Source organism: Burkholderia sp. 8Y, assembly GCF_902506145.1.
Taxonomy (GTDB): domain Bacteria; phylum Pseudomonadota; class Gammaproteobacteria; order Burkholderiales; family Burkholderiaceae; genus Caballeronia.
The window spans coordinates 984,948-1,002,553 of the sequence record NZ_LR733520.1 but is presented as its reverse complement, the minus strand read 5'-3'; the positions used below and the strand labels follow the sequence as shown (position 1 = coordinate 1,002,553).

At 64.5% G+C, this 17,606-nt stretch carries 18 protein-coding genes; all 18 read left to right on the top strand.

All coding sequences use genetic code 11. The features are described 5' to 3' along the window. Positions 1-24: 24 nt before the first annotated feature. Positions 25-222, top strand: coding sequence for a type II toxin-antitoxin system VapB family antitoxin (locus tag GV035_RS15135; RefSeq protein ID WP_159835860.1), 198 nt, complete (start codon positions 25-27; stop codon positions 220-222). Beyond that, the gene (locus GV035_RS15130) at positions 219-590 is read left to right on the top strand and encodes a type II toxin-antitoxin system VapC family toxin (protein ID WP_159835859.1); all 372 of its coding nucleotides are present in this window, start codon (positions 219-221) and stop codon (positions 588-590) included. The genes GV035_RS15135 and GV035_RS15130 overlap by 4 nt, the downstream gene beginning before the upstream one ends. A gap of 188 nt (positions 591-778) precedes the next feature. Beyond that, the gene (gene leuC / locus GV035_RS15125; RefSeq protein ID WP_159835858.1) at positions 779-2,188 is read left to right on the top strand and encodes a 3-isopropylmalate dehydratase large subunit; all 1,410 of its coding nucleotides are present in this window, start codon (positions 779-781) and stop codon (positions 2,186-2,188) included. Between the two features lie 24 nt (positions 2,189-2,212). Further along, the gene (gene leuD, locus GV035_RS15120) at positions 2,213-2,863 is read left to right on the top strand and encodes a 3-isopropylmalate dehydratase small subunit (RefSeq protein ID WP_159835857.1); all 651 of its coding nucleotides are present in this window, start codon (positions 2,213-2,215) and stop codon (positions 2,861-2,863) included. Positions 2,864-2,893: 30 nt separating this feature from the next. Then, positions 2,894-3,961 (top strand): 3-isopropylmalate dehydrogenase, encoded by a 1,068-nt coding sequence (gene leuB / locus GV035_RS15115; protein WP_159835856.1) that lies wholly within the window; start codon positions 2,894-2,896, stop codon positions 3,959-3,961. A 38-nt stretch (positions 3,962-3,999) separates the two neighbouring features. After that, positions 4,000-4,251: a hypothetical protein gene (locus GV035_RS15110; protein ID WP_159835855.1), complete on the top strand. Its 252-nt coding sequence runs from the start codon at positions 4,000-4,002 to the stop codon at positions 4,249-4,251. Between the two features lie 81 nt (positions 4,252-4,332). After that, a complete protein-coding gene (gene asd / locus GV035_RS15105; RefSeq protein WP_159835854.1) occupies positions 4,333-5,454 on the top strand; it encodes an aspartate-semialdehyde dehydrogenase in 1,122 nt (373 codons plus the stop codon). Positions 5,455-5,629: 175 nt separating this feature from the next. Further along, positions 5,630-7,681, top strand: a complete 2,052-nt coding sequence (locus GV035_RS15100) for a FimV/HubP family polar landmark protein (RefSeq protein WP_159835853.1) — start codon at positions 5,630-5,632, stop codon at positions 7,679-7,681. Between the two features lies 1 nt (position 7,682). Beyond that, positions 7,683-8,486, top strand: a complete 804-nt coding sequence (gene truA / locus GV035_RS15095; RefSeq protein ID WP_159835852.1) for a tRNA pseudouridine(38-40) synthase TruA — start codon at positions 7,683-7,685, stop codon at positions 8,484-8,486. Next, positions 8,483-9,151 (top strand): phosphoribosylanthranilate isomerase, encoded by a 669-nt coding sequence (locus tag GV035_RS15090; protein ID WP_159835851.1) that lies wholly within the window; start codon positions 8,483-8,485, stop codon positions 9,149-9,151. The genes truA and GV035_RS15090 overlap by 4 nt, the downstream gene beginning before the upstream one ends. Positions 9,152-9,209: 58 nt before the next feature. Then, positions 9,210-10,403 carry a tryptophan synthase subunit beta gene (gene trpB, locus GV035_RS15085; protein ID WP_159835850.1) on the top strand — a complete coding sequence of 398 codons (1,194 nt, stop codon included), beginning with the start codon at positions 9,210-9,212 and terminating at the stop codon, positions 10,401-10,403. Positions 10,404-10,410: 7 nt separating this feature from the next. After that, complete coding sequence (locus GV035_RS15080) at positions 10,411-11,238, top strand: DNA-methyltransferase (protein WP_159835849.1); 828 nt, start codon at positions 10,411-10,413, stop codon at positions 11,236-11,238. Between the two features lie 71 nt (positions 11,239-11,309). Then, positions 11,310-12,113 (top strand): tryptophan synthase subunit alpha, encoded by an 804-nt coding sequence (gene trpA / locus GV035_RS15075; protein ID WP_159835848.1) that lies wholly within the window; start codon positions 11,310-11,312, stop codon positions 12,111-12,113. 63 nt (positions 12,114-12,176) lie between these two features. Then, positions 12,177-13,049 carry an acetyl-CoA carboxylase, carboxyltransferase subunit beta gene (gene accD / locus GV035_RS15070; RefSeq protein WP_159835847.1) on the top strand — a complete coding sequence of 291 codons (873 nt, stop codon included), beginning with the start codon at positions 12,177-12,179 and terminating at the stop codon, positions 13,047-13,049. A 77-nt stretch (positions 13,050-13,126) separates the two neighbouring features. Continuing rightward, a complete protein-coding gene (folC, locus tag GV035_RS15065; protein ID WP_159835846.1) occupies positions 13,127-14,437 on the top strand; it encodes a bifunctional tetrahydrofolate synthase/dihydrofolate synthase in 1,311 nt (436 codons plus the stop codon). Between the two features lie 38 nt (positions 14,438-14,475). Next, positions 14,476-15,363, top strand: a complete 888-nt coding sequence (locus tag GV035_RS15060) for an SPOR domain-containing protein (RefSeq protein WP_159835845.1) — start codon at positions 14,476-14,478, stop codon at positions 15,361-15,363. A gap of 6 nt (positions 15,364-15,369) precedes the next feature. After that, a complete protein-coding gene (locus tag GV035_RS15055) occupies positions 15,370-15,903 on the top strand; it encodes a CvpA family protein (RefSeq protein WP_159835844.1) in 534 nt (177 codons plus the stop codon). Between the two features lie 132 nt (positions 15,904-16,035). Further along, the gene (gene purF, locus GV035_RS15050) at positions 16,036-17,583 is read left to right on the top strand and encodes an amidophosphoribosyltransferase (protein ID WP_159835843.1); all 1,548 of its coding nucleotides are present in this window, start codon (positions 16,036-16,038) and stop codon (positions 17,581-17,583) included. Positions 17,584-17,606: the final 23 nt, after the last annotated feature.

Sequence of the window (17,606 nt, the reverse complement as noted above, 5' to 3'; positions counted from 1 at the left end):
CGTCAACCAAAGAGGAATCATGATATGCGTACGACTATTGCGCTCGATGACGATTTGCTGGAGAAAGCCCAAGCCTATACCGGCCTGACGGAAAAATCGGCGCTCGTTCGCGAGGCACTGAAGGCGCTTGTGCAACGCGAAGCAGCTCGTCGACTCGCGAATCTCGGCGGCAGTCAGCCGGGCATCGAAGGCGCTTCCCGTCGTCGCCAGGAAAGCGAATGATTCTTGTCGATACCTCGGTGTGGATCGACCACATCAACGCATCGGAACCTTTGCTGGTAAATCTGCTCGGCGAGGACCGCGTACTGGCTCACCCATTCGTCATTGCGGAAATCTCGCTCGGCAGTCTCCGCGATCGGACTGGTGTGCTGGGCGCGCTGAACGATCTGCCGCTTGCGCCTGTGGCGACACCGGAAGAAGTGTCCTTCCTGATCGAGCGGCAACGGCTCTTCAATCGCGGAATCGGGTATGTCGATACGTCGCTTTTGGCGTCGGCTCATTTGCGGTCTGGCGTAAAGATCTGGACGCGTGATAAACGCTTGCACAAAGTCGCCGAAGAACTCGGTGTCAATGCGATGCTTCAGCATTGAAGGCGCCAAGACGGTCAGGCTGGTAGTGCGCATCCGGGTACTGGCGCCACTACCCTAAGCCTATGTTTTCACAAGGTTTTTTGTGTCTGGGTAGTACCCCGCGCGGCTGCGGAGGTGGCATAATCGTCGAACAAGCTGCCGACGAAGCGAAGCAGCACCACCCCGCAGTCATCTGAGAAGCGTTCACCATGTCCCAGACTCTCTACGACAAGTTGTGGAACTCGCACGTCATCCACACCGAAGAGGACGGCACCTCGATCCTCTACATCGACCGTCATCTGCTGCATGAAGTGACGAGCCCGCAAGCCTTCGAAGGTCTGAAGCTGCATCAGCGTCCCGTCTGGCGCATCAGCGCGAATCTGGCCGTGTCCGACCATAACGTGCCGACGACCGACCGCTCGCACGGCATCGCCGATCCGGTGTCGAAGCTGCAAGTCGACACGCTCGACGCCAATTGCGACGAATTCGGCATCACGCAATTCAAGATGAACGACGTGCGCCAGGGCATCGTGCATATCATCGGGCCGGAGCAAGGCGCGACGCTGCCGGGCATGACCATCGTCTGCGGCGATTCGCACACGTCCACGCACGGCGCGTTCGGCGCGCTCGCGCACGGCATCGGCACGTCGGAGGTCGAGCACGTGCTCGCCACGCAAACGCTCTTGCAAAAGAAGAGCAAGAACATGCTCGTCAAGGTGGAAGGTCCGCTGCCACGCGGTTGCACGGGCAAGGACATCGCGCTTGCGATCATCGGCAAGATCGGCACGGCGGGCGGCACCGGCTACGCGATCGAGTTCGGCGGGTCCACCATTCGCGCGCTCACCATGGAAGGCCGCATGACCGTGTGCAACATGGCGATCGAAGCGGGCGCGCGCGCGGGCATGGTCGCCGTCGACGACACCACCATCAACTATCTGAAGGATCGCCCGTACTCGCCGCAGGGCGTCGAGTGGAACCAGGCGGTCGAGTACTGGCGTCAGTTGAAGTCGGACCCGGACGCGCACTTCGATCGCGTCGTCGAAATCAAGGCGGCGGACATCGTGCCGCAGGTGACGTGGGGCACGTCGCCGGAAATGGTGACGTCCATCGACGGCCGCGTGCCGGATCCCGAGCGCGAAAAAGACCCCGTGAAGCGCGATGCGATGGAGCGCGCGCTGCATTACATGGCGCTTCAGCCAAACACGCCCATCGAATCGATCAAGCCGGACAAGATTTTCATCGGCTCGTGCACGAACGCGCGCATCGAAGACCTGCGCGCCGCCGCGTACGTGGTGAAGTCGCTCGGCAAGCGGGTGGCGTCGAATATCCGCAAGGCGATGGTCGTGCCGGGTTCGGGTCTCGTGAAGGCGCAGGCCGAGCGCGAAGGGCTCGACAAGATCTTCACCAACGCTGGTTTCGAATGGCGCGAGCCGGGCTGCTCCATGTGCCTCGCGATGAACGCGGACCGTCTGGAGCCGGGCGAACGCTGCGCATCGACGTCGAACCGCAATTTTGAAGGGCGTCAGGGCGCGGGCGGCCGCACGCACCTCGTCAGCCCCGCGATGGCGGCGGCGGCGGCCATCGAAGGTCATTTCGTCGACGTGCGAAAGCTCGCGTAATCCAACGGGACACAGAGACAGATCATGGAAAAATTCACCGTGCATAGCGGCCTCGTCGCGCCGCTGGACCGCGAGAACGTCGATACCGACGCGATCATCCCGAAGCAGTTCCTGAAGTCGATCAAGCGCACGGGCTTCGGCCCGAACGCGTTCGACGAATGGCGTTATCTCGATGTCGGCCAGCCCGGTCAGGACAACAGCAACCGTCCGCTGAATCCGGACTTCGTGCTGAACCAGACGCGTTATCAGGGCGCGTCGATTCTGCTCACGCGCAAGAACTTCGGCTGCGGCAGCTCGCGCGAGCATGCGCCGTGGGCGCTGGAGCAGTACGGCTTTCGCGCGATCATCGCGCCGAGCTTCGCGGACATCTTCTATAACAACTGCTTCAAGAACGGCTTGCTGCCGGTCGTGCTCTCGGAGCAACAGGTCGACAAGCTCTTCAACGAGACGTACGCGTTCGTCGGCTTCACGCTCACGGTCGATCTGGAAGCGCAAGTCGTTCGCACGGGCGACGGCACCGAGTACGCGTTCGACGTACCCGGCTTTCGCAAGTATTGCCTGCTGAACGGATTCGACGACATCGGTCTCACGCTGCGCCACGCGGACAAGATCAGGCAGTTCGAAGCGGAGCGGCTCGCGAAGCAGCCGTGGCTGAACAATCGCGTCATCGGATAAACGAAACACGCACACGTAGAAGGAAGCGACATGAAGATTGCAGTGCTCCCCGGCGACGGGATCGGTCCGGAAATCACGGCTGAAGCGGTCAAGGTGCTGAACGCGCTCGGCGAGAAGTTCGAGCTGGAAGAGGCGCCTGTCGGCGGCGCGGGTTACGAGGCGAAGGGGCATCCGCTGCCCGATGAGACGCTCGCGCTCGCGAAAGAGGCGGACGCGATTCTGTTCGGCGCGGTCGGCGACTGGAAATACGACTCGCTCGAACGCGCGCTGCGTCCGGAACAGGCCATTCTCGGCCTGCGCAAGCATCTGCAACTCTTCGCGAACTTCCGCCCGGCGATCTGCTATCCGCAATTGACGGCCGCTTCGTCGCTGAAGGCGGAGATCGTGTCGGGGCTCGACATTCTGATCGTGCGCGAATTGAACGGCGACATCTATTTCGGCCAGCCGCGCGGCGTGCGGCAAGCGCCGGACGGCCCGTTCGAAGGCGCGCGCGAGGGCTTCGACACCATGCGCTATTCGGAGCCCGAAGTGCGCCGTATCGCGCACGTCGCGTTTCAGGCCGCGCAAAAGCGCCAGAAGAAGCTCACGAGCGTCGACAAGGCCAACGTGCTGGAAACGTCGCAGCTGTGGCGCGACACGATGATCGACGTCGCCAAGGAATACGCGGATGTCGAGCTGTCGCACATGTACGTCGACAACGCGGCGATGCAGCTCGTCAAGGCGCCGAAAGCGTTCGACGTGGTCGTGACCGGCAACATGTTCGGCGACATTCTCTCGGACGAAGCCGCGATGCTGACCGGCTCCATCGGCATGTTGCCCTCGGCGTCGCTCGACAAGAACAACAAGGGTCTGTACGAGCCGTCGCACGGTTCCGCGCCGGATATCGCGGGCAAGGGCGTGGCCAATCCGCTCGCGACCATTCTTTCCGCCGCGATGATGCTGCGTTATTCGCTCGGCAAGACGGAGCAGGCGGATCGCATCGAGATTGCGGTCAAGAAGGTGCTCGAACAGGGCTACCGCACGGGCGATATCGCGACGCAGGACGGCAAGACCGTCGGCACGAAGGACATGGGCGACGCGGTGCTCGCGGCGCTTTAGTACTCATCTCGGGATCGGGATCGCCCGAGTCGGTACGGTTGACGCGCAGTTCGCGGCGATTTCGCCGGAAAGACGGTACTTCCGACGAAAACGCCGCAATTCGTGTATATTCTTTGGTCATGGCGAAGAACTTCCAATTCTCTACGGATTGCATCGGCCGCGGCATCGACGCTCGCGCGACCGGTCTCGCCATCGTCACGCGCATCGACGGCATCGCCACCCCGGGCGTTATCCGCACGTCGAAAACGCGCATTACGAAAATCTCCATCAAAGCGATCACGATTCGCTGATCGTCCCTCGTGTCCGAGCGTCTTCCCCGCGCGGCCACGCCGGGTAAGGATGCGGGGAAGCCTCAACAAATAAGGTTAGTCATGAACGTAGGTCTCGTGGGTTGGCGCGGCATGGTCGGCAGCGTGCTGATGCAGCGCATGCAGCAGGAAGGCGATTTCGACCTGATCGAACCGGTGTTTTTCAGCACCAGCAATGCGGGCGGCAACGCGCCGTCGTTCGCCAAAAACGAGACGAAGCTCAAAGACGCGACGAGCATCGACGACCTGAAGAAGTGCGACGCCATCATCACCTGCCAGGGCGGCGACTACACGAACGACGTGTATCCGAAGCTGCGCGCGGCGGGCTGGAAGGGCTACTGGATCGACGCGGCCTCGGCGCTGCGCATGAAGGACGACGCGGTCATCGTTCTCGATCCGGTGAATCTCGATGTCATCAAGGATTCGCTCGTCAAGGGCGGGCGCGACTTCATCGGCGGAAACTGCACTGTGAGCCTCATGCTGATGGCGCTCGGCGGCCTCTTCCGCGAAAACCTCGTCGACTGGATGACGGCCATGACGTATCAGGCCGCATCGGGCGCGGGCGCGCAGAACATGCGCGAGCTGCTGTCGCAAATGGGCGCGCTCAACGCGTCGGTGGCGGGCGATCTGGCGAATCCGTCGTCGGCCATTCTGGATATCGACCGCAAGGTGCTCGCGACAATGAACAGCGACGCCATGCCGACCGACCATTTCGGCGTGCCGCTCGCCGGCTCGCTAATTCCGTGGATCGACAAGGATCTCGGCAACGGCATGTCGAAGGAAGAATGGAAGGGCGGCGCGGAAACCAACAAGATTCTCGGCAAGCCAGCGATGGGCGAGCCGGGTTCCATTCCGGTCGATGGCCTGTGCGTGCGTATCGGCGCAATGCGCTGCCACTCGCAGGCGCTGACCATCAAGCTGAACAAGGACGTGCCGCTCGACGAGATCAACGGCATTCTGGCTTCGGCGAACGACTGGGTGAAGGTCGTGCCGAACGAACGCGAAGCGTCGATGCGCGATCTGTCGCCGGCGGTCGTTACCGGCACGCTGACGGTGCCGGTCGGCCGTCTGCGCAAACTCGCGATGGGCGGTGAATATCTGTCGGCGTTCACCGTCGGCGACCAGTTGCTGTGGGGCGCGGCCGAGCCGTTGCGCCGCATGCTTCGCATTCTGCTGGACAAGTAAAGTAAACTACGCGCCTGAGAGCGCGCACCTCGCCCAGAAAGCGTCGCGTTATCGCGGCGCTTTTTGTTTATGGGGCCGCTTTTTTGGGACTGCGAGCGAATCGGCCGGTCATACGATCGCCGGCGCGCACCAGTCTTGGTATCTGTTTCAACCTTCGCCGTACTCTGGAGCTTCAATGATTCGACGACCCCGCCGGTCCTTCATCCCGTCATCGCGTGCGGCCTTGGCCGTGGCAAGCGTCGCCCTGTGCGCGGCGCTCTGGACGAACTCCGGCGCGGCGCTCGCGCAGGCCAGCGGCGCGACAGCCGATGCCGCCGCCACCACGACATCCACCGACGCGCCGGCGCAGCGATACGCTGTGAAGCCGGGGCAGTCCCTGAGCGACATCGCGGGCGAGCTCACCGGCTCCAAAGAACGCGCCGTCAAGGAGAAGATGGCGCGCGCCCTGTTCGATGCAAATCCGAACGCATTCGCGGGCCACGACATCAACCGGCTGAAGTTGGGGGCGGTGCTGAACGTGCCGGGCGCCGATACGGGCGCTTCGCCCGACGCTGCGCCGGCTTCCGCGCCTGCGCCGCAGGCTGCACAGCCGAGCGCGCCGGCGGCGAATGCCGCAAGTTCGGCACAGTCGGCGCCGGGCGCTGAAACGACGCCGGTTCAGCCGGGCGCGTCCGCCGTCGAACCGGCCGCGAGCGACGCGGCTACGGCTTCGGGGGCATCGCAAGCGGCACCGGAGGCCACGCCCGCTGTCGCGCCCGTGGCCAGCGCGCCCACGACCGGGACCGCACCGCGAGCCCGCGCCGGCGTCGATCCGATGCTGATCGCGCTGGTCGCCGCGGTTATCGTCGTGCTGCTGCTTCTCATGCTCCGCCGCCGCAGCAAGCGCCGGCGCGCCGAGGCCGACACTGAAACGCAAGCCGACCAGCATCCCCGCGCGCCGTATCCAGCGCCGGTCGCGCCGAGTCCCGAATCCGCTGCCAATCTCGAAGGCAACGCGGTCGAGCGCGATCAGTCCGAATTGAACGCCGTCGCCGCGAGCCTCGAAAGCTACGAGGCGGCGCAGTCGTTCGCCACGCCGTCCGATGACGACACGCCCCAGTCGGTCGAAGCGCGCGAGACGCACGCTGACCATCCGAATCGGACGGAACCCAACGCGCCATTGATGCCGAATCCGCCGGCAGCGGCCCACGCCGCGTTCGTTCCGCCGCTCTCCCATGCGGGAACGGCCGAAGCGCAAGCACACGAGACGCAGGAGGCCCACGCGCGCGAAATCGCCGCCCGCGAAGCCGCAGCACGTGAAGCCGAAAAATGGGAAGCCGAGGAGCGCGAAGCCGCCGCGCGGCAGGCCGCCGCGCGAGAAGCGGAGGAGCGCGAAGTCCGCGCACGCGAAGCGGCGGCGCGCGAAGCTTTGGAACGCGAATTGGCCGGACGCGACGAGGCGTCGAGGGAAGCCGCGCAACAGGAAGCGCAGGCGCATCAGGCCCGCGAGGCGGCGGCGCGCGAGATCATCGCCCGTGAAGCCGAGTTGCGCGAAGCGCAGGCGCTGGCTGCCCAGCAGGAAGCATCGGAGCAGCGCGCAGCGGAACAGCGGGCCGTTGAAGAGCAAGCCGCGCGCGACGCGCAGCAGCCGCACGACGCAGCCGCCCAGGAGGACGAACCGACGTCCACGCATCGCTTTCCGATGCCGAAATTCCCGACCGAAGCCGTTCAGGCGCTGGATTCGCTGGACATGGGCCTGCCGCCGCGCATGGAACTGACGCTCACGCCGCCTTCCGATGACCATGCCGCCCAGCACGAAGCGCCGGCATCGGTCGGGCAGGCGCCTTTCGTCCCGCAGCCGATTGCCGAGACGGATATTGCGCACGAGGCGCAAGCGTTCGCGCTGCCGTCAGTCGCCGACGAGAACCAGTCGTCCGCTGCGGCGCGAATCGAAGCCGGGACGGCAGGCGCACCGTCGGTCGCGGGGCTGGGCGCAACGCAGTTCGGGCCGCTAAGCCTCGACTTCAATCTCGACCTGCCGTCGAGCCAAACCGAGCCGTTGCCCGCGCTAACGGCCGCGCAACTCGCGACGATCGCGCGAAATAAGCTGGAGTTGGCCGTCGAATACATCGAGTTGGGCGATCTTGGGGGCGCGCGCACCTTGCTGCAGGAAGTGATTGCATCGAACGATCAGGCGACGCGCCAGCAAGCGGCCGGATTGCTGTCGACGCTCGCGCCGCATTCCTGATATGCGGATTGCGCTAGGCGTTCAGTACGACGGAGCCGCGTTTTGCGGCTGGCAATCGCAGCCGCACGGCAATACGGTGCAGAACGAACTGGAGCGGGCGCTCGCGGAATTCGCGCAGACGCCGCTTCAGACGGTGGTCGCCGGGCGCACCGATACGGGCGTTCATGGCCTCGGGCAAGTCGTGCATTTCGACACGGCGCTCGACCGCACGGATTTCTCATGGGTGCGCGGGACGAACGCCTTCTTGCCGAATTCCGTCGCCGTGCAGTGGGCGAAGGCGATGCCCGACGACTTCCACGCCCGTTTTGCGGCCTTCGAACGGACTTATTTCTACGTTTTGTACGTTAATCCGGTACGTTCACCCATGCTGGCGAAACGCGCGGGCTGGGTGCACACGCCGCTCGACGTCGCCGCCATGCGCGATTCCGCCGCCTGCCTCATCGGCGAGCACGACTTTTCGTCGTTTCGCGCGGCCGATTGCCAGTCGAAGACGCCGGTCAAGCATCTCCATCAGATCGACGTGCGCGAGCAGGGCGATTTCGTCCACTTCCGCTTTCGGGCGAATGCGTTTCTGCATCACATGGTGCGCAATCTGATGGGTTGCTTCGTCGCGATCGGGCGCGGCCGGCATCCCGCATCGTGGATGGCCGAGGTGCTCGACGCGCGCGACCGTCGCGCCGCCGCGCCGACCTTCATGCCCGATGGGCTCTATCTTGCGCAAGTCGGTTATCCGGAGCGTTTCGCGGTCCCGCCGCCGCATATCGCCAGCATGCCGTGGAGCGCCGTTTGGGCCGATCAGCCATGAACCATTCCGATTTGCATCGAACCAGAATCAAGCTGTGCGGGCTGTCGACCGCTGAGCATGTCAAGCACGCCGTCGCGCTGGGCGCGGACGCCGTGGGTTTCGTCTTCTATCCGCCGAGCCCGCGCTCGCTGACGGTATCCGAAGCCGTGGAACTCTCGCGGTACGTGCCGCCGCTTGTCTCGGCAGTCGGCCTGTTCGTCAACGCGACGCCGGAATGGGTGCGCGAAGTGACGTCGAACGTGCCGCTGTCGCTCCTGCAATTTCACGGCGACGAAACGCCCGAGCAATGCGCCGAACTCGCCGCGATTGCGGGTTTGCCCTGGTGGCGCGCGGTGCGCGTAGGGCCTGATGCGGCTGCAAGCGATTTGGTAGAATCGTCGCTTAACTATGCGGCTGCGGGCGGTATTTTGCTCGACGCACTCGTCGAGGGCTTCGGCGGCGGTGGAAAGGTATTCGATTGGTCACTTATTCCAACAGATCTCGGGCATCGGGCCGTTTTGAGTGGTGGGTTGAACGCGCAAAACGTCAGTGACGCCATCCGGCGCGTGCGCCCGTTCGCGGTCGATGTCTCTAGCGGCATCGAGGTGCCGGGCGCGAAGGGCGTGAAAGATCCTGCCCGAATGGCCGCGTTCGTGCGCGCAGTGCGCGAAGCGGACGCCGGCTGATTCAGAACTGATTCCGACCGCAGGCCCGAAAGCGGCCTGCCACCGAGAGAGTGACGCAATGTACAACTTGCCTGACGAAAGAGGCCACTTCGGCCAATATGGCGGCGTGTTCGTCTCCGAAACGCTTATTCACGCGCTCGACGAACTGCGCCGCGCCTACGACGCGGCCCGCCAGGACCCCGCATTCCAGGCCGAATACGACTACGAACTGAAGCATTACGTCGGCCGTCCTTCCCCGATTTATCACGCGAAACGCTGGAGCGAGATGCTCGGCGGCGCGCAGCTTTATCTGAAGCGCGAAGACCTGAATCACACCGGTGCGCACAAGGTCAACAACGTTATCGGGCAGGCGCTGCTCGCGCGCAAGATGGGCAAGCCGCGCGTGATCGCTGAAACCGGCGCGGGACAGCACGGCGTGGCGACCGCGACCATCGCGGCGCGCTTCGGCATGGAGTGCGTCGTCTACATGGGCGCGGAAGACGTCAAGCGGCAGGCGGCGAACGTTTACCGCATGAAGCTGCTGGGCGCGACCGTCGTGCCGGTGGAATCCGGCTCCCGCACGCTGAAGGACGCGCTCAACGAGGCCATGCGCGACTGGGTGACGAACGTCGAAAACACGTTCTACATCATCGGGACCGTGGCCGGGCCGCATCCTTACCCGATGATGGTGCGCGACTTCCAGCGCGTGATCGGCGACGAATGCCGCGTGCAGATGCCCGAAATGACGGGCCGCCAGCCCGATGCCGTCATCGCGTGCGTGGGCGGCGGTTCGAATGCGATGGGCATCTTTTATCCGTACATCGAAGATGAAGCCGTGCGTTTGATCGGCGTCGAGGCTGCGGGCGACGGCATCGAAACAGGACGCCACGCGGCTTCGCTGATGGGCGGAAGCCCCGGCGTGCTGCACGGGAATCGTACGTATCTCTTGCAGGACGACAACGGCCAGATCATCGAGACGCATTCGGTGTCCGCGGGGCTCGACTATCCGGGCGTCGGTCCGGAGCATGCGTGGCTGAAGGACGCCGGCCGCGCGGAGTACGTGGGCATTACCGACGACGAGGCGCTGAAAGCTTTCCACGACTGCTGCCGCATCGAAGGCATCATTCCGGCGCTGGAATCGAGTCACGCGCTGGCGTTCGGCGCGAAGCTCGCGAAGACGCTGCCGCGCGACAAGGTGCTGCTCGTCAACCTGTCGGGCCGGGGCGACAAGGACATGCACACGGTCGCCGAGCGATCGGGTATCCAGTTCTAAGCCGCCGATGCGCACCGTTATCGACGAACCGATGTCCGCCGGCGCGCTGCAAGGCGCTGGCATAAATATTCGGAACCGCGATTTTCTCGCCGATGCCGCTTCCGTTCCCGATGCGTCGATCGATCTGATCGTCGCGGACCCGCCGTATGGACTCGGCAAGGACTACGGGAACGACTCGGACATGCTGTCCGGCGAGGCGTTTCTTGAGTGGACGTATCGCTGGCTGGACATCGCGATTCCGAAGCTCAAGAGAAGCGGGTCGATGTACATCTTCTGCACCTGGCAGTATTCGCCCGAACTGTTCGTGTTCCTGAAGCGCCGGATGACGATGGTCAACGAGATCGTCTGGGACCGGCGCGTGCCGAGCATGGGCGGAACGACGCGTAAATTCACCTCGGTGCACGACAACATCGGCTATTTCGCGGTATCAAAGGACTATTACTTCGATCTCGATCCGGTGCGCATTCCCTACGACGCAGCGACGAAAAAGGCGCGCTCGCGCAAGATTTTCGAAGGCAGCAAGTGGCTCGAGATGGGCTACAACCCGAAAGATGTCTGGTCCGTCTCGCGGTTGCACCGGCAGCACGCGGAGCGCGTCGATCATCCGACACAAAAGCCGCTGGAAATCGTCGAGCGCATGGTGTTGGCGAGCTGTCCGCCGGGCGGCCGCGTGCTCGATCCGTTCATGGGCAGCGGGACGACCGCTGTCGCCTGCGCGCGCCACGGTCGATCTTTCACGGGCTTCGAAATCAACGCGGACTATTGCGCCATCGCGGAAAACCGCCTCGCGAAGCTGGATGCGCCGCTGACCGCCGAAACCGAAACCGCCGAATAACGCGCGAGTCCTGTTTCGTCGCTGATTGCGTCGAATGATCGACGCTAACGAATACGCTTACGAGAATTCTCATGTCCCGTATCAAGAACACTTTCGCGACGCTCGCCGCGCAAGGCCGCAAAGGGCTAATCCCGTTCATCACGGCGGGCGATCCGAACCCCGAGCAGACCGTCGAATTCATGCATGCGCTCGCCAAGGGCGGCGCCGACGTCATCGAGCTGGGTGTGCCGTTTTCCGATCCGATGGCCGATGGCCCGGTCATTCAGCGTTCGTCGGAGCGCGCGCTCGCACGCGGCGTCACGCTCAAGCGCGTGCTCGCCGATGTCGCGCGCTTTCGCGAAACGGACGCCGACACGCCCGTGGTGCTGATGGGCTACGCCAATCCGATCGAGCGCATGGGCGCGGACGCGTTCGCGCAAGCCGCGAAGCAGGCGGGCCTGGACGGCGTGCTCGTCGTCGATTACCCGCCCGAGGAAGCCGGCGATTTCGGCGCGTCGATGCGCGCGGCCGGCATCGATCCGATTTTCTTGCTCGCGCCGACATCGACCGATGAGCGCGTGGCGGCGGTCGGCGAGATCGCGAGCGGTTACGTGTACTACGTGTCGCTCAAGGGCGTGACGGGCGCGGCAAATCTGGACGTTTCCAGCATCGCGAGTAAAATCCCGGCCATCAAGTCGCATGTGCCCCTGCCGGTCGGCGTCGGTTTCGGCATTCGCGACGCAGAGACGGCCCGCGCCGTCGCGGAAGTCGCAGACGCGGTCGTCATCGGAAGCCGGCTCGTGCAGTTGCTCGAAGAGGCGCCGCCGGAAACGGCCGCCGCGTCGCTCACGAGCTTCATCGCGGAGATTCGCGCGGCGCTCGATTCCGTCAAATAACATTCGCCGCCGCCGCCGTCGTCGACGGTGCGCGGCGCTGCCCCGATCAGTCAAGGAACAACGATGAGCTGGCTCGACAAACTGCTGCCGCCCAAGATCAAGCAAACCGATCCCAAGAACCGCAAGGGCATCCCGGAAGGGCTGTGGGTGAAGTGTCCGTCGTGCGAGGCGGTGCTGTACCGCAACGACGTCGAGGCGAATCTGCATGTTTGCCCGAAGTGCAGCCACCATATGCGCATCGGCGCGCGCGAACGGCTCGACCGCCTGCTCGACCCGGAAGGCCGCTATGAGATCGGCCAGGAAATCGTGCCGGTCGACGCGCTCAAGTTCAAGGACAGCCGCAAGTATCCGGACCGCCTGAAAGAAGCGATGGAAGACACCGACGAGACCGACGCAATGGTCGTCATGGGCGGCGCGATCCATACGCTGCCGTGCGTGGTCGCGTGCTTCGAGTTCTCGTTCATGGGCGGCTCGATGGGCTCGGTGGTCGGCGAACGCTTCGCTCGCGGCGCGCGCAACGCGCTCGAACAGAACGTGCCGTTCATCTGCTTCACGGCGTCGGGCGGCGCGCGCATGCAGGAAAGCCTGCTTTCGCTGATGCAGATGGCCAAGACCACGGCCATGCTGACGAAGCTCGCCGACGCGAAACTGCCGTTCATTTCCGTGCTCACCGACCCGACGATGGGCGGCGTGTCCGCGAGCTTCGCGTTTCTCGGCGACGTCGTGATTGCCGAGCCGAAGGCGCTGATCGGCTTCGCCGGCCCGCGCGTGATCGAGCAGACGGTGCGCGAGAAGCTGCCCGAAGGCTTCCAGCGCGCGGAATTCCTGATGCAAAAGGGCGCGGTCGACATGATCGTGGATCGCCGCAAGATGCGCGAGGAAATTGCCCAACTGATGGCGCTGATGACGCGACAGCCGGCCGATTCGGTGGCTTGACGCCGCTTTTGCCCGCGCCGCGCCGCGCGTGAACCGCGAGGTTCCGCGCGGCGTTTTTGCTTTTCCGACTACCGAACATGACCACATTTCCCACTCTCGACGCGTGGCTCGCCCATCTGGAAGCGGCGCATCCGGTTGGCATCGACATGGGCCTGGCGCGCATCGGCCGCGTGAAGGACGCGCTCGGCCTGCGCTTCGACTGCCCGGTGATCACCGTCGGCGGCACGAACGGCAAGGGCTCGACGTGCGCGATCCTCGAAAGCATTCTGCTGCGCGCGGGCTATCGCGTGGGCTGTCATACGTCGCCGCATCTGCTGTCGTTCAACGAGCGCGCTCGCATCGATGGCGAGGACGCCGCCGATGCCGATCTGCTCGAACACTTCGAAGCCGTGGAGAAGGCGCGCGCCAGCTTGCCCGATCCCGTTTCGCTGACGTACTTCGAGTTCACGACGCTCGCCATCCTGCATCTGTTCGCGTCGCGCGGACTGGATGCCGTGATTCTGGAAGTGGGTCTCGGCGGGCGGCTGGACGCCGTCAATATCGTCGATACGGACTGCGCCGTGGTGACGAGCATCGACATCGACCATACGGATTTTTTGGGCGACACGCGCGAGAAAATTGGCTTCGAGAAGGCGGGCATCTTCCGTCCCGGCAAGCCGGCCGTGTGCGGCGATCCTTCGCCGCCGCAAAGTCTGATCGATCACGCCGAGGCCGTGGGCGCGGACCTGTGGCTCGTCGGCCGCGATTTTCGCTACGAAGCGCAACCGGGCAACGAACGTCAGCAGTGGAGCTATATCGGCCGCACGCAGCGGCGCGCGGCGCTCGCGTATCCGGCGCTGCGCGGAGCGAACCAGCTCATCAATACGTCGGCGGCGCTGGCCGCGCTGGAGGCGCTGCGCGACCGGCTGCCGGTTTCCGCGCAGGACATTCGTCTCGGGCTCGCGAACGTGGAATTGGCCGGACGCTTCCAGGTGCTGCCGGGCAAGCCGCAAATCATCCTCGATGTCGCGCACAATCCGCACGCCGCCGCCGTGCTCGCGCAAAACCTCGGCAACATGGGCTATTTCCCGTACACCTACGCGGTTTTCGGCGCGATGGGCGATAAGGACATCGAGGGCATCGTGAAGCAGCTCGCGGGCGAAATCGACCACTGGAACGTGACCGCGCTGCCGACGCCGCGTGCGGCCGCAGCCGACCGTCTTCAAGCCGTTCTGCGCGATGCCGGTGTCAACGACGGCCCCGACAGCAGCGTTGCACGATTCGACACCCCGGCCGATGCATTTCGAGATGCGTTAAGCCGGGCGTCCGAAAATGATAGAATCGTGGTTTTCGGTAGTTTCTATACGGTGGCTGGCGTCATGGCCTACCGCAAATCGCAGCATCACTGAGACGGCTGGCCGTCTGAGCTTTTCGCATTAAGCCATACATGGGACTTTTCTCGTTGGGCAAGAAAGACGACGCACGCGCCGCGAGCGACGCATACTCGGATTCCCCGCGCGGCTCGCGTCATACCGTTCGCACTGAGCGCCGCACGCGCCGTACCGAGCGTCCCGATGCCGACGCCATGATGCTCGACCCCACGCTTCCCGAGAAGCAGCGCGCACGCCGCAGGCTGGTTGGCGCCATCGCGCTGGTGCTGGCGGCGGTCATTGTTCTGCCGATGGTGCTGGATTCGCGTCCGAAGCCGGTCGCCGACGATATTTCCATCGATATTCCGAGCCGCGCCACGCCCAGCGCGAAGCCATCGCGCGAGGCCAACGACGCCGACACGCAAGCAGGCGTCGCGCATGACGCGCCCGCTGCCGCGGCTGCCGACACCGGCAACGTGGCCGCAGGCGTGACGCAGCCGACACCGTCGGCCTCGACGCCCGCTACGGCGGCGCAGGCTAAGCCCGCAGCGCGGGCAGAAGCGAAGCCCGAAGCGAAGGCAGAAGCGAAGCCCGAAGCGAAGCCGGACAGCAAACCGGCGGCGGTCGCCAGGCAAACCGCCAGGCCGCAGACTCAACCGGCGCCGGAAACGGACAGCACGGCAAGCCCGGCATCGAGCGCGGCGAACACGCCCGCGTCGCCCGCAGGAAGTCGTTTCGTGCTCCAGATCGGCACGTTCGACGACGACACCGCCGCGCAGAACTGGGTCAACAAGTTGAAAGCCGCGGGCGTGCCCGCATATCTCGAACATCGTCAGCAGTCGGATGGTTCCTCCCGCGCGCTGTTGCGTGCGGGGCCGTTCCCGGATCGCGCGTCGGCGTCCGCCGCGCTCGTCAAGGTGCGGCAGGCGGGTCTTGCCGGCGGCAAGCGGTCGGCGTCGAACTAAGCGCCGATGTTCACGAGTTTCGACTACGCCGTGATGGCCGTGATCGGCCTGTCAGCATTGCGCGGCATGTGGCGCGGACTGCTCGCCGAGGCGTTCGGGCTGGTCGGATGGATCGCCGCCATTCTGGTCGCGGGCCGCTTCGTGGGCGTGGTGGTGCCATATATCCCGGCAAGCTGGCCAGGCGGCGCGCTGACTCAATGGCTCGTCGCGTTTTTGCTGGTGGTCGGCGCGGTGCTGCTGCTGTCGAGCGTGCTGTCGGCGCTGCTCACGCGCATCACGGAAGTGACCGGCCTGCGCGGCGTGGATCGCTCGCTGGGCTTGCTGTTCGGCCTCGTCCGAGGCGCTATATTGGTGGTGATTCTGGTCGCGCTCGCAGGTCTGACTGAATTGCCGCAGAAGGATTTTTGGCGTAACGCGCTGCTGCGGCCCACGGCCGAGCAAGGCGTGCGCGAATTGAAACCGCTCCTCCCCGATACGCTCGCCGCGTATGTGCACGTCGCACCGCAATCAGGCGACACGGCGCCAAGCGCCGCACAATAGACGAACGGCAGGCTACACGAGGAACGCGCGACGGCCAGTCGCCGCCGAACGCGCCCGTTCGCGGGTCTCGTTCGACACGGCGTGAATGCCGGCACGCCTTTCTACCGTTTCGACTCTTTGAAGGACCATGCCATGTGCGGCATCGTAGGTGTAGTTTCCCAAAGCCCCGTCAATCAGCTGATCTATGACAGCCTGCTGTTGCTGCAGCATCGCGGGCAGGATGCGGCGGGAATCGCGACAGCGAACGGCAACAACTTCCACATGCACAAGGCCAACGGTATGGTGCGCGACGTGTTCCGCACGCGCAACATGCGCAGCCTGCCGGGCACCGTCGGCATCGGCCAGGTGCGTTATCCGACGGCGGGTTCCGCGTCGAACGAGGAAGAAGCGCAGCCGTTCTACGTGAACGCGCCGTTCGGCATCATCCTCGCGCACAACGGCAATCTCACGAACTGGATGCAGTTGAAGGACGAGATGTTCCGCATCGATCGCCGGCACATCAATACCGCTTCCGACACCGAAGTGCTGCTCAACGTCTTCGCGCACGAACTGCAACTGGCCAGCTCCGGGCTGGAACTGGACGAAGCCGCGCTGTGGAAGGCGGTCGCGGGCGTGCATCGGCGCGTGAAGGGGTCGTACGCGATCGTTTCGCTGATCGCGGGCTACGGGCTGGTCGCGTTCCGTGATCCGTTCGGCATCCGCCCGCTCGTGCTCGGCAAGCTCGAAACATCAACGGGCGTCGAGTGGATGGTGGCGTCGGAATCGGTGGCGATCGAAGGCATCGGGTTCGAATTCGTGCGCGACATCGAGCCGGGCGAAGCCATTTTCATCGACGCCGACGGCAATCTGCACAGTCATCAATGCGCCGAAAAGCCGGTGCTCAATCCGTGCATTTTCGAGCTCGTGTATCTGGCGCGTCCGGATTCGTGCCTCGACGGCGTGCCGGTCTACAACGCGCGTTTGCGCATGGGCGACTATCTCGCCGAGAAGATCAAGCGCGTGCTGCCGGACGTGCCGATCGACGTCGTGATGCCGATTCCCGATTCGTCGCGCCCCGCCGCGATGCAGGTGGCCGCGAAGCTCGGCGTCGAATACCGCGAAGGGTTCTTCAAGAACCGCTACGTGGGCCGCACGTTCATCATGCCGGGCCAGGCGGTGCGCAAGAAATCCGTGCGCCAGAAGCTGAACGCAATGGGCATCGAGTTCAAGGGCAAGAACGTGCTGATCGTGGACGATTCCATCGTGCGCGGCACGACTTCGCACGAAATCGTGCAGATGGCGCGCGACGCGGGCGCGAACAAGGTCATTTTCGCGTCCGCTGCGCCGCCGGTGAAGTTTCCGAACGTGTACGGCATCGACATGCCGACGCGCGGCGAACTCGTCGCGCATGGCCGCAGCGACGAGGAAGTGGCGCGCATGATCGGCGCGGACTATCTGGTGTATCAGGACGTCGAAGACCTCAAGAGCGCGATCCGCGACATCAATCCGGCGCTGAAGGATTTCGAGGCGTCGTGCTTCGACGGTAACTACATCACCGGCGACGTCACCACGGACTATCTCGACCGCATCGAGACCGCGCGTCTCGCGCCGCAAGAGCAGACGGACCGCGACATCGCGGGCGAGGCGCTGGAGGGCGGTCCCGCGCGTTCGCAATTGCACCTGCAACTGTCGGTGGAATAAGCCTTCGCGGTTGGCTGGAAGAA

What these genes read in the sequence shown, in the direction of transcription:
- GV035_RS15135 (WP_159835860.1), top strand. Translation starts at nt 25, where the DNA reads ATGCGTACGACTATTGCGCTCGATGACGATTTGCTGGAGAAAGCCCAA.
- GV035_RS15130 (WP_159835859.1), top strand. Translation starts at nt 219, where the DNA reads ATGATTCTTGTCGATACCTCGGTGTGGATCGACCACATCAACGCATCG.
- leuC (WP_159835858.1), top strand. Translation starts at nt 779, where the DNA reads ATGTCCCAGACTCTCTACGACAAGTTGTGGAACTCGCACGTCATCCAC.
- leuD (WP_159835857.1), top strand. Translation starts at nt 2,213, where the DNA reads ATGGAAAAATTCACCGTGCATAGCGGCCTCGTCGCGCCGCTGGACCGC.
- leuB (WP_159835856.1), top strand. Translation starts at nt 2,894, where the DNA reads ATGAAGATTGCAGTGCTCCCCGGCGACGGGATCGGTCCGGAAATCACG.
- asd (WP_159835854.1), top strand. Translation starts at nt 4,333, where the DNA reads ATGAACGTAGGTCTCGTGGGTTGGCGCGGCATGGTCGGCAGCGTGCTG.
- GV035_RS15100 (WP_159835853.1), top strand. Translation starts at nt 5,630, where the DNA reads ATGATTCGACGACCCCGCCGGTCCTTCATCCCGTCATCGCGTGCGGCC.
- truA (WP_159835852.1), top strand. Translation starts at nt 7,683, where the DNA reads ATGCGGATTGCGCTAGGCGTTCAGTACGACGGAGCCGCGTTTTGCGGC.
- GV035_RS15090 (WP_159835851.1), top strand. Translation starts at nt 8,483, where the DNA reads ATGAACCATTCCGATTTGCATCGAACCAGAATCAAGCTGTGCGGGCTG.
- trpB (WP_159835850.1), top strand. Translation starts at nt 9,210, where the DNA reads ATGTACAACTTGCCTGACGAAAGAGGCCACTTCGGCCAATATGGCGGC.
- GV035_RS15080 (WP_159835849.1), top strand. Translation starts at nt 10,411, where the DNA reads ATGCGCACCGTTATCGACGAACCGATGTCCGCCGGCGCGCTGCAAGGC.
- trpA (WP_159835848.1), top strand. Translation starts at nt 11,310, where the DNA reads ATGTCCCGTATCAAGAACACTTTCGCGACGCTCGCCGCGCAAGGCCGC.
- accD (WP_159835847.1), top strand. Translation starts at nt 12,177, where the DNA reads ATGAGCTGGCTCGACAAACTGCTGCCGCCCAAGATCAAGCAAACCGAT.
- folC (WP_159835846.1), top strand. Translation starts at nt 13,127, where the DNA reads ATGACCACATTTCCCACTCTCGACGCGTGGCTCGCCCATCTGGAAGCG.
- GV035_RS15060 (WP_159835845.1), top strand. Translation starts at nt 14,476, where the DNA reads ATGGGACTTTTCTCGTTGGGCAAGAAAGACGACGCACGCGCCGCGAGC.
- GV035_RS15055 (WP_159835844.1), top strand. Translation starts at nt 15,370, where the DNA reads ATGTTCACGAGTTTCGACTACGCCGTGATGGCCGTGATCGGCCTGTCA.
- purF (WP_159835843.1), top strand. Translation starts at nt 16,036, where the DNA reads ATGTGCGGCATCGTAGGTGTAGTTTCCCAAAGCCCCGTCAATCAGCTG.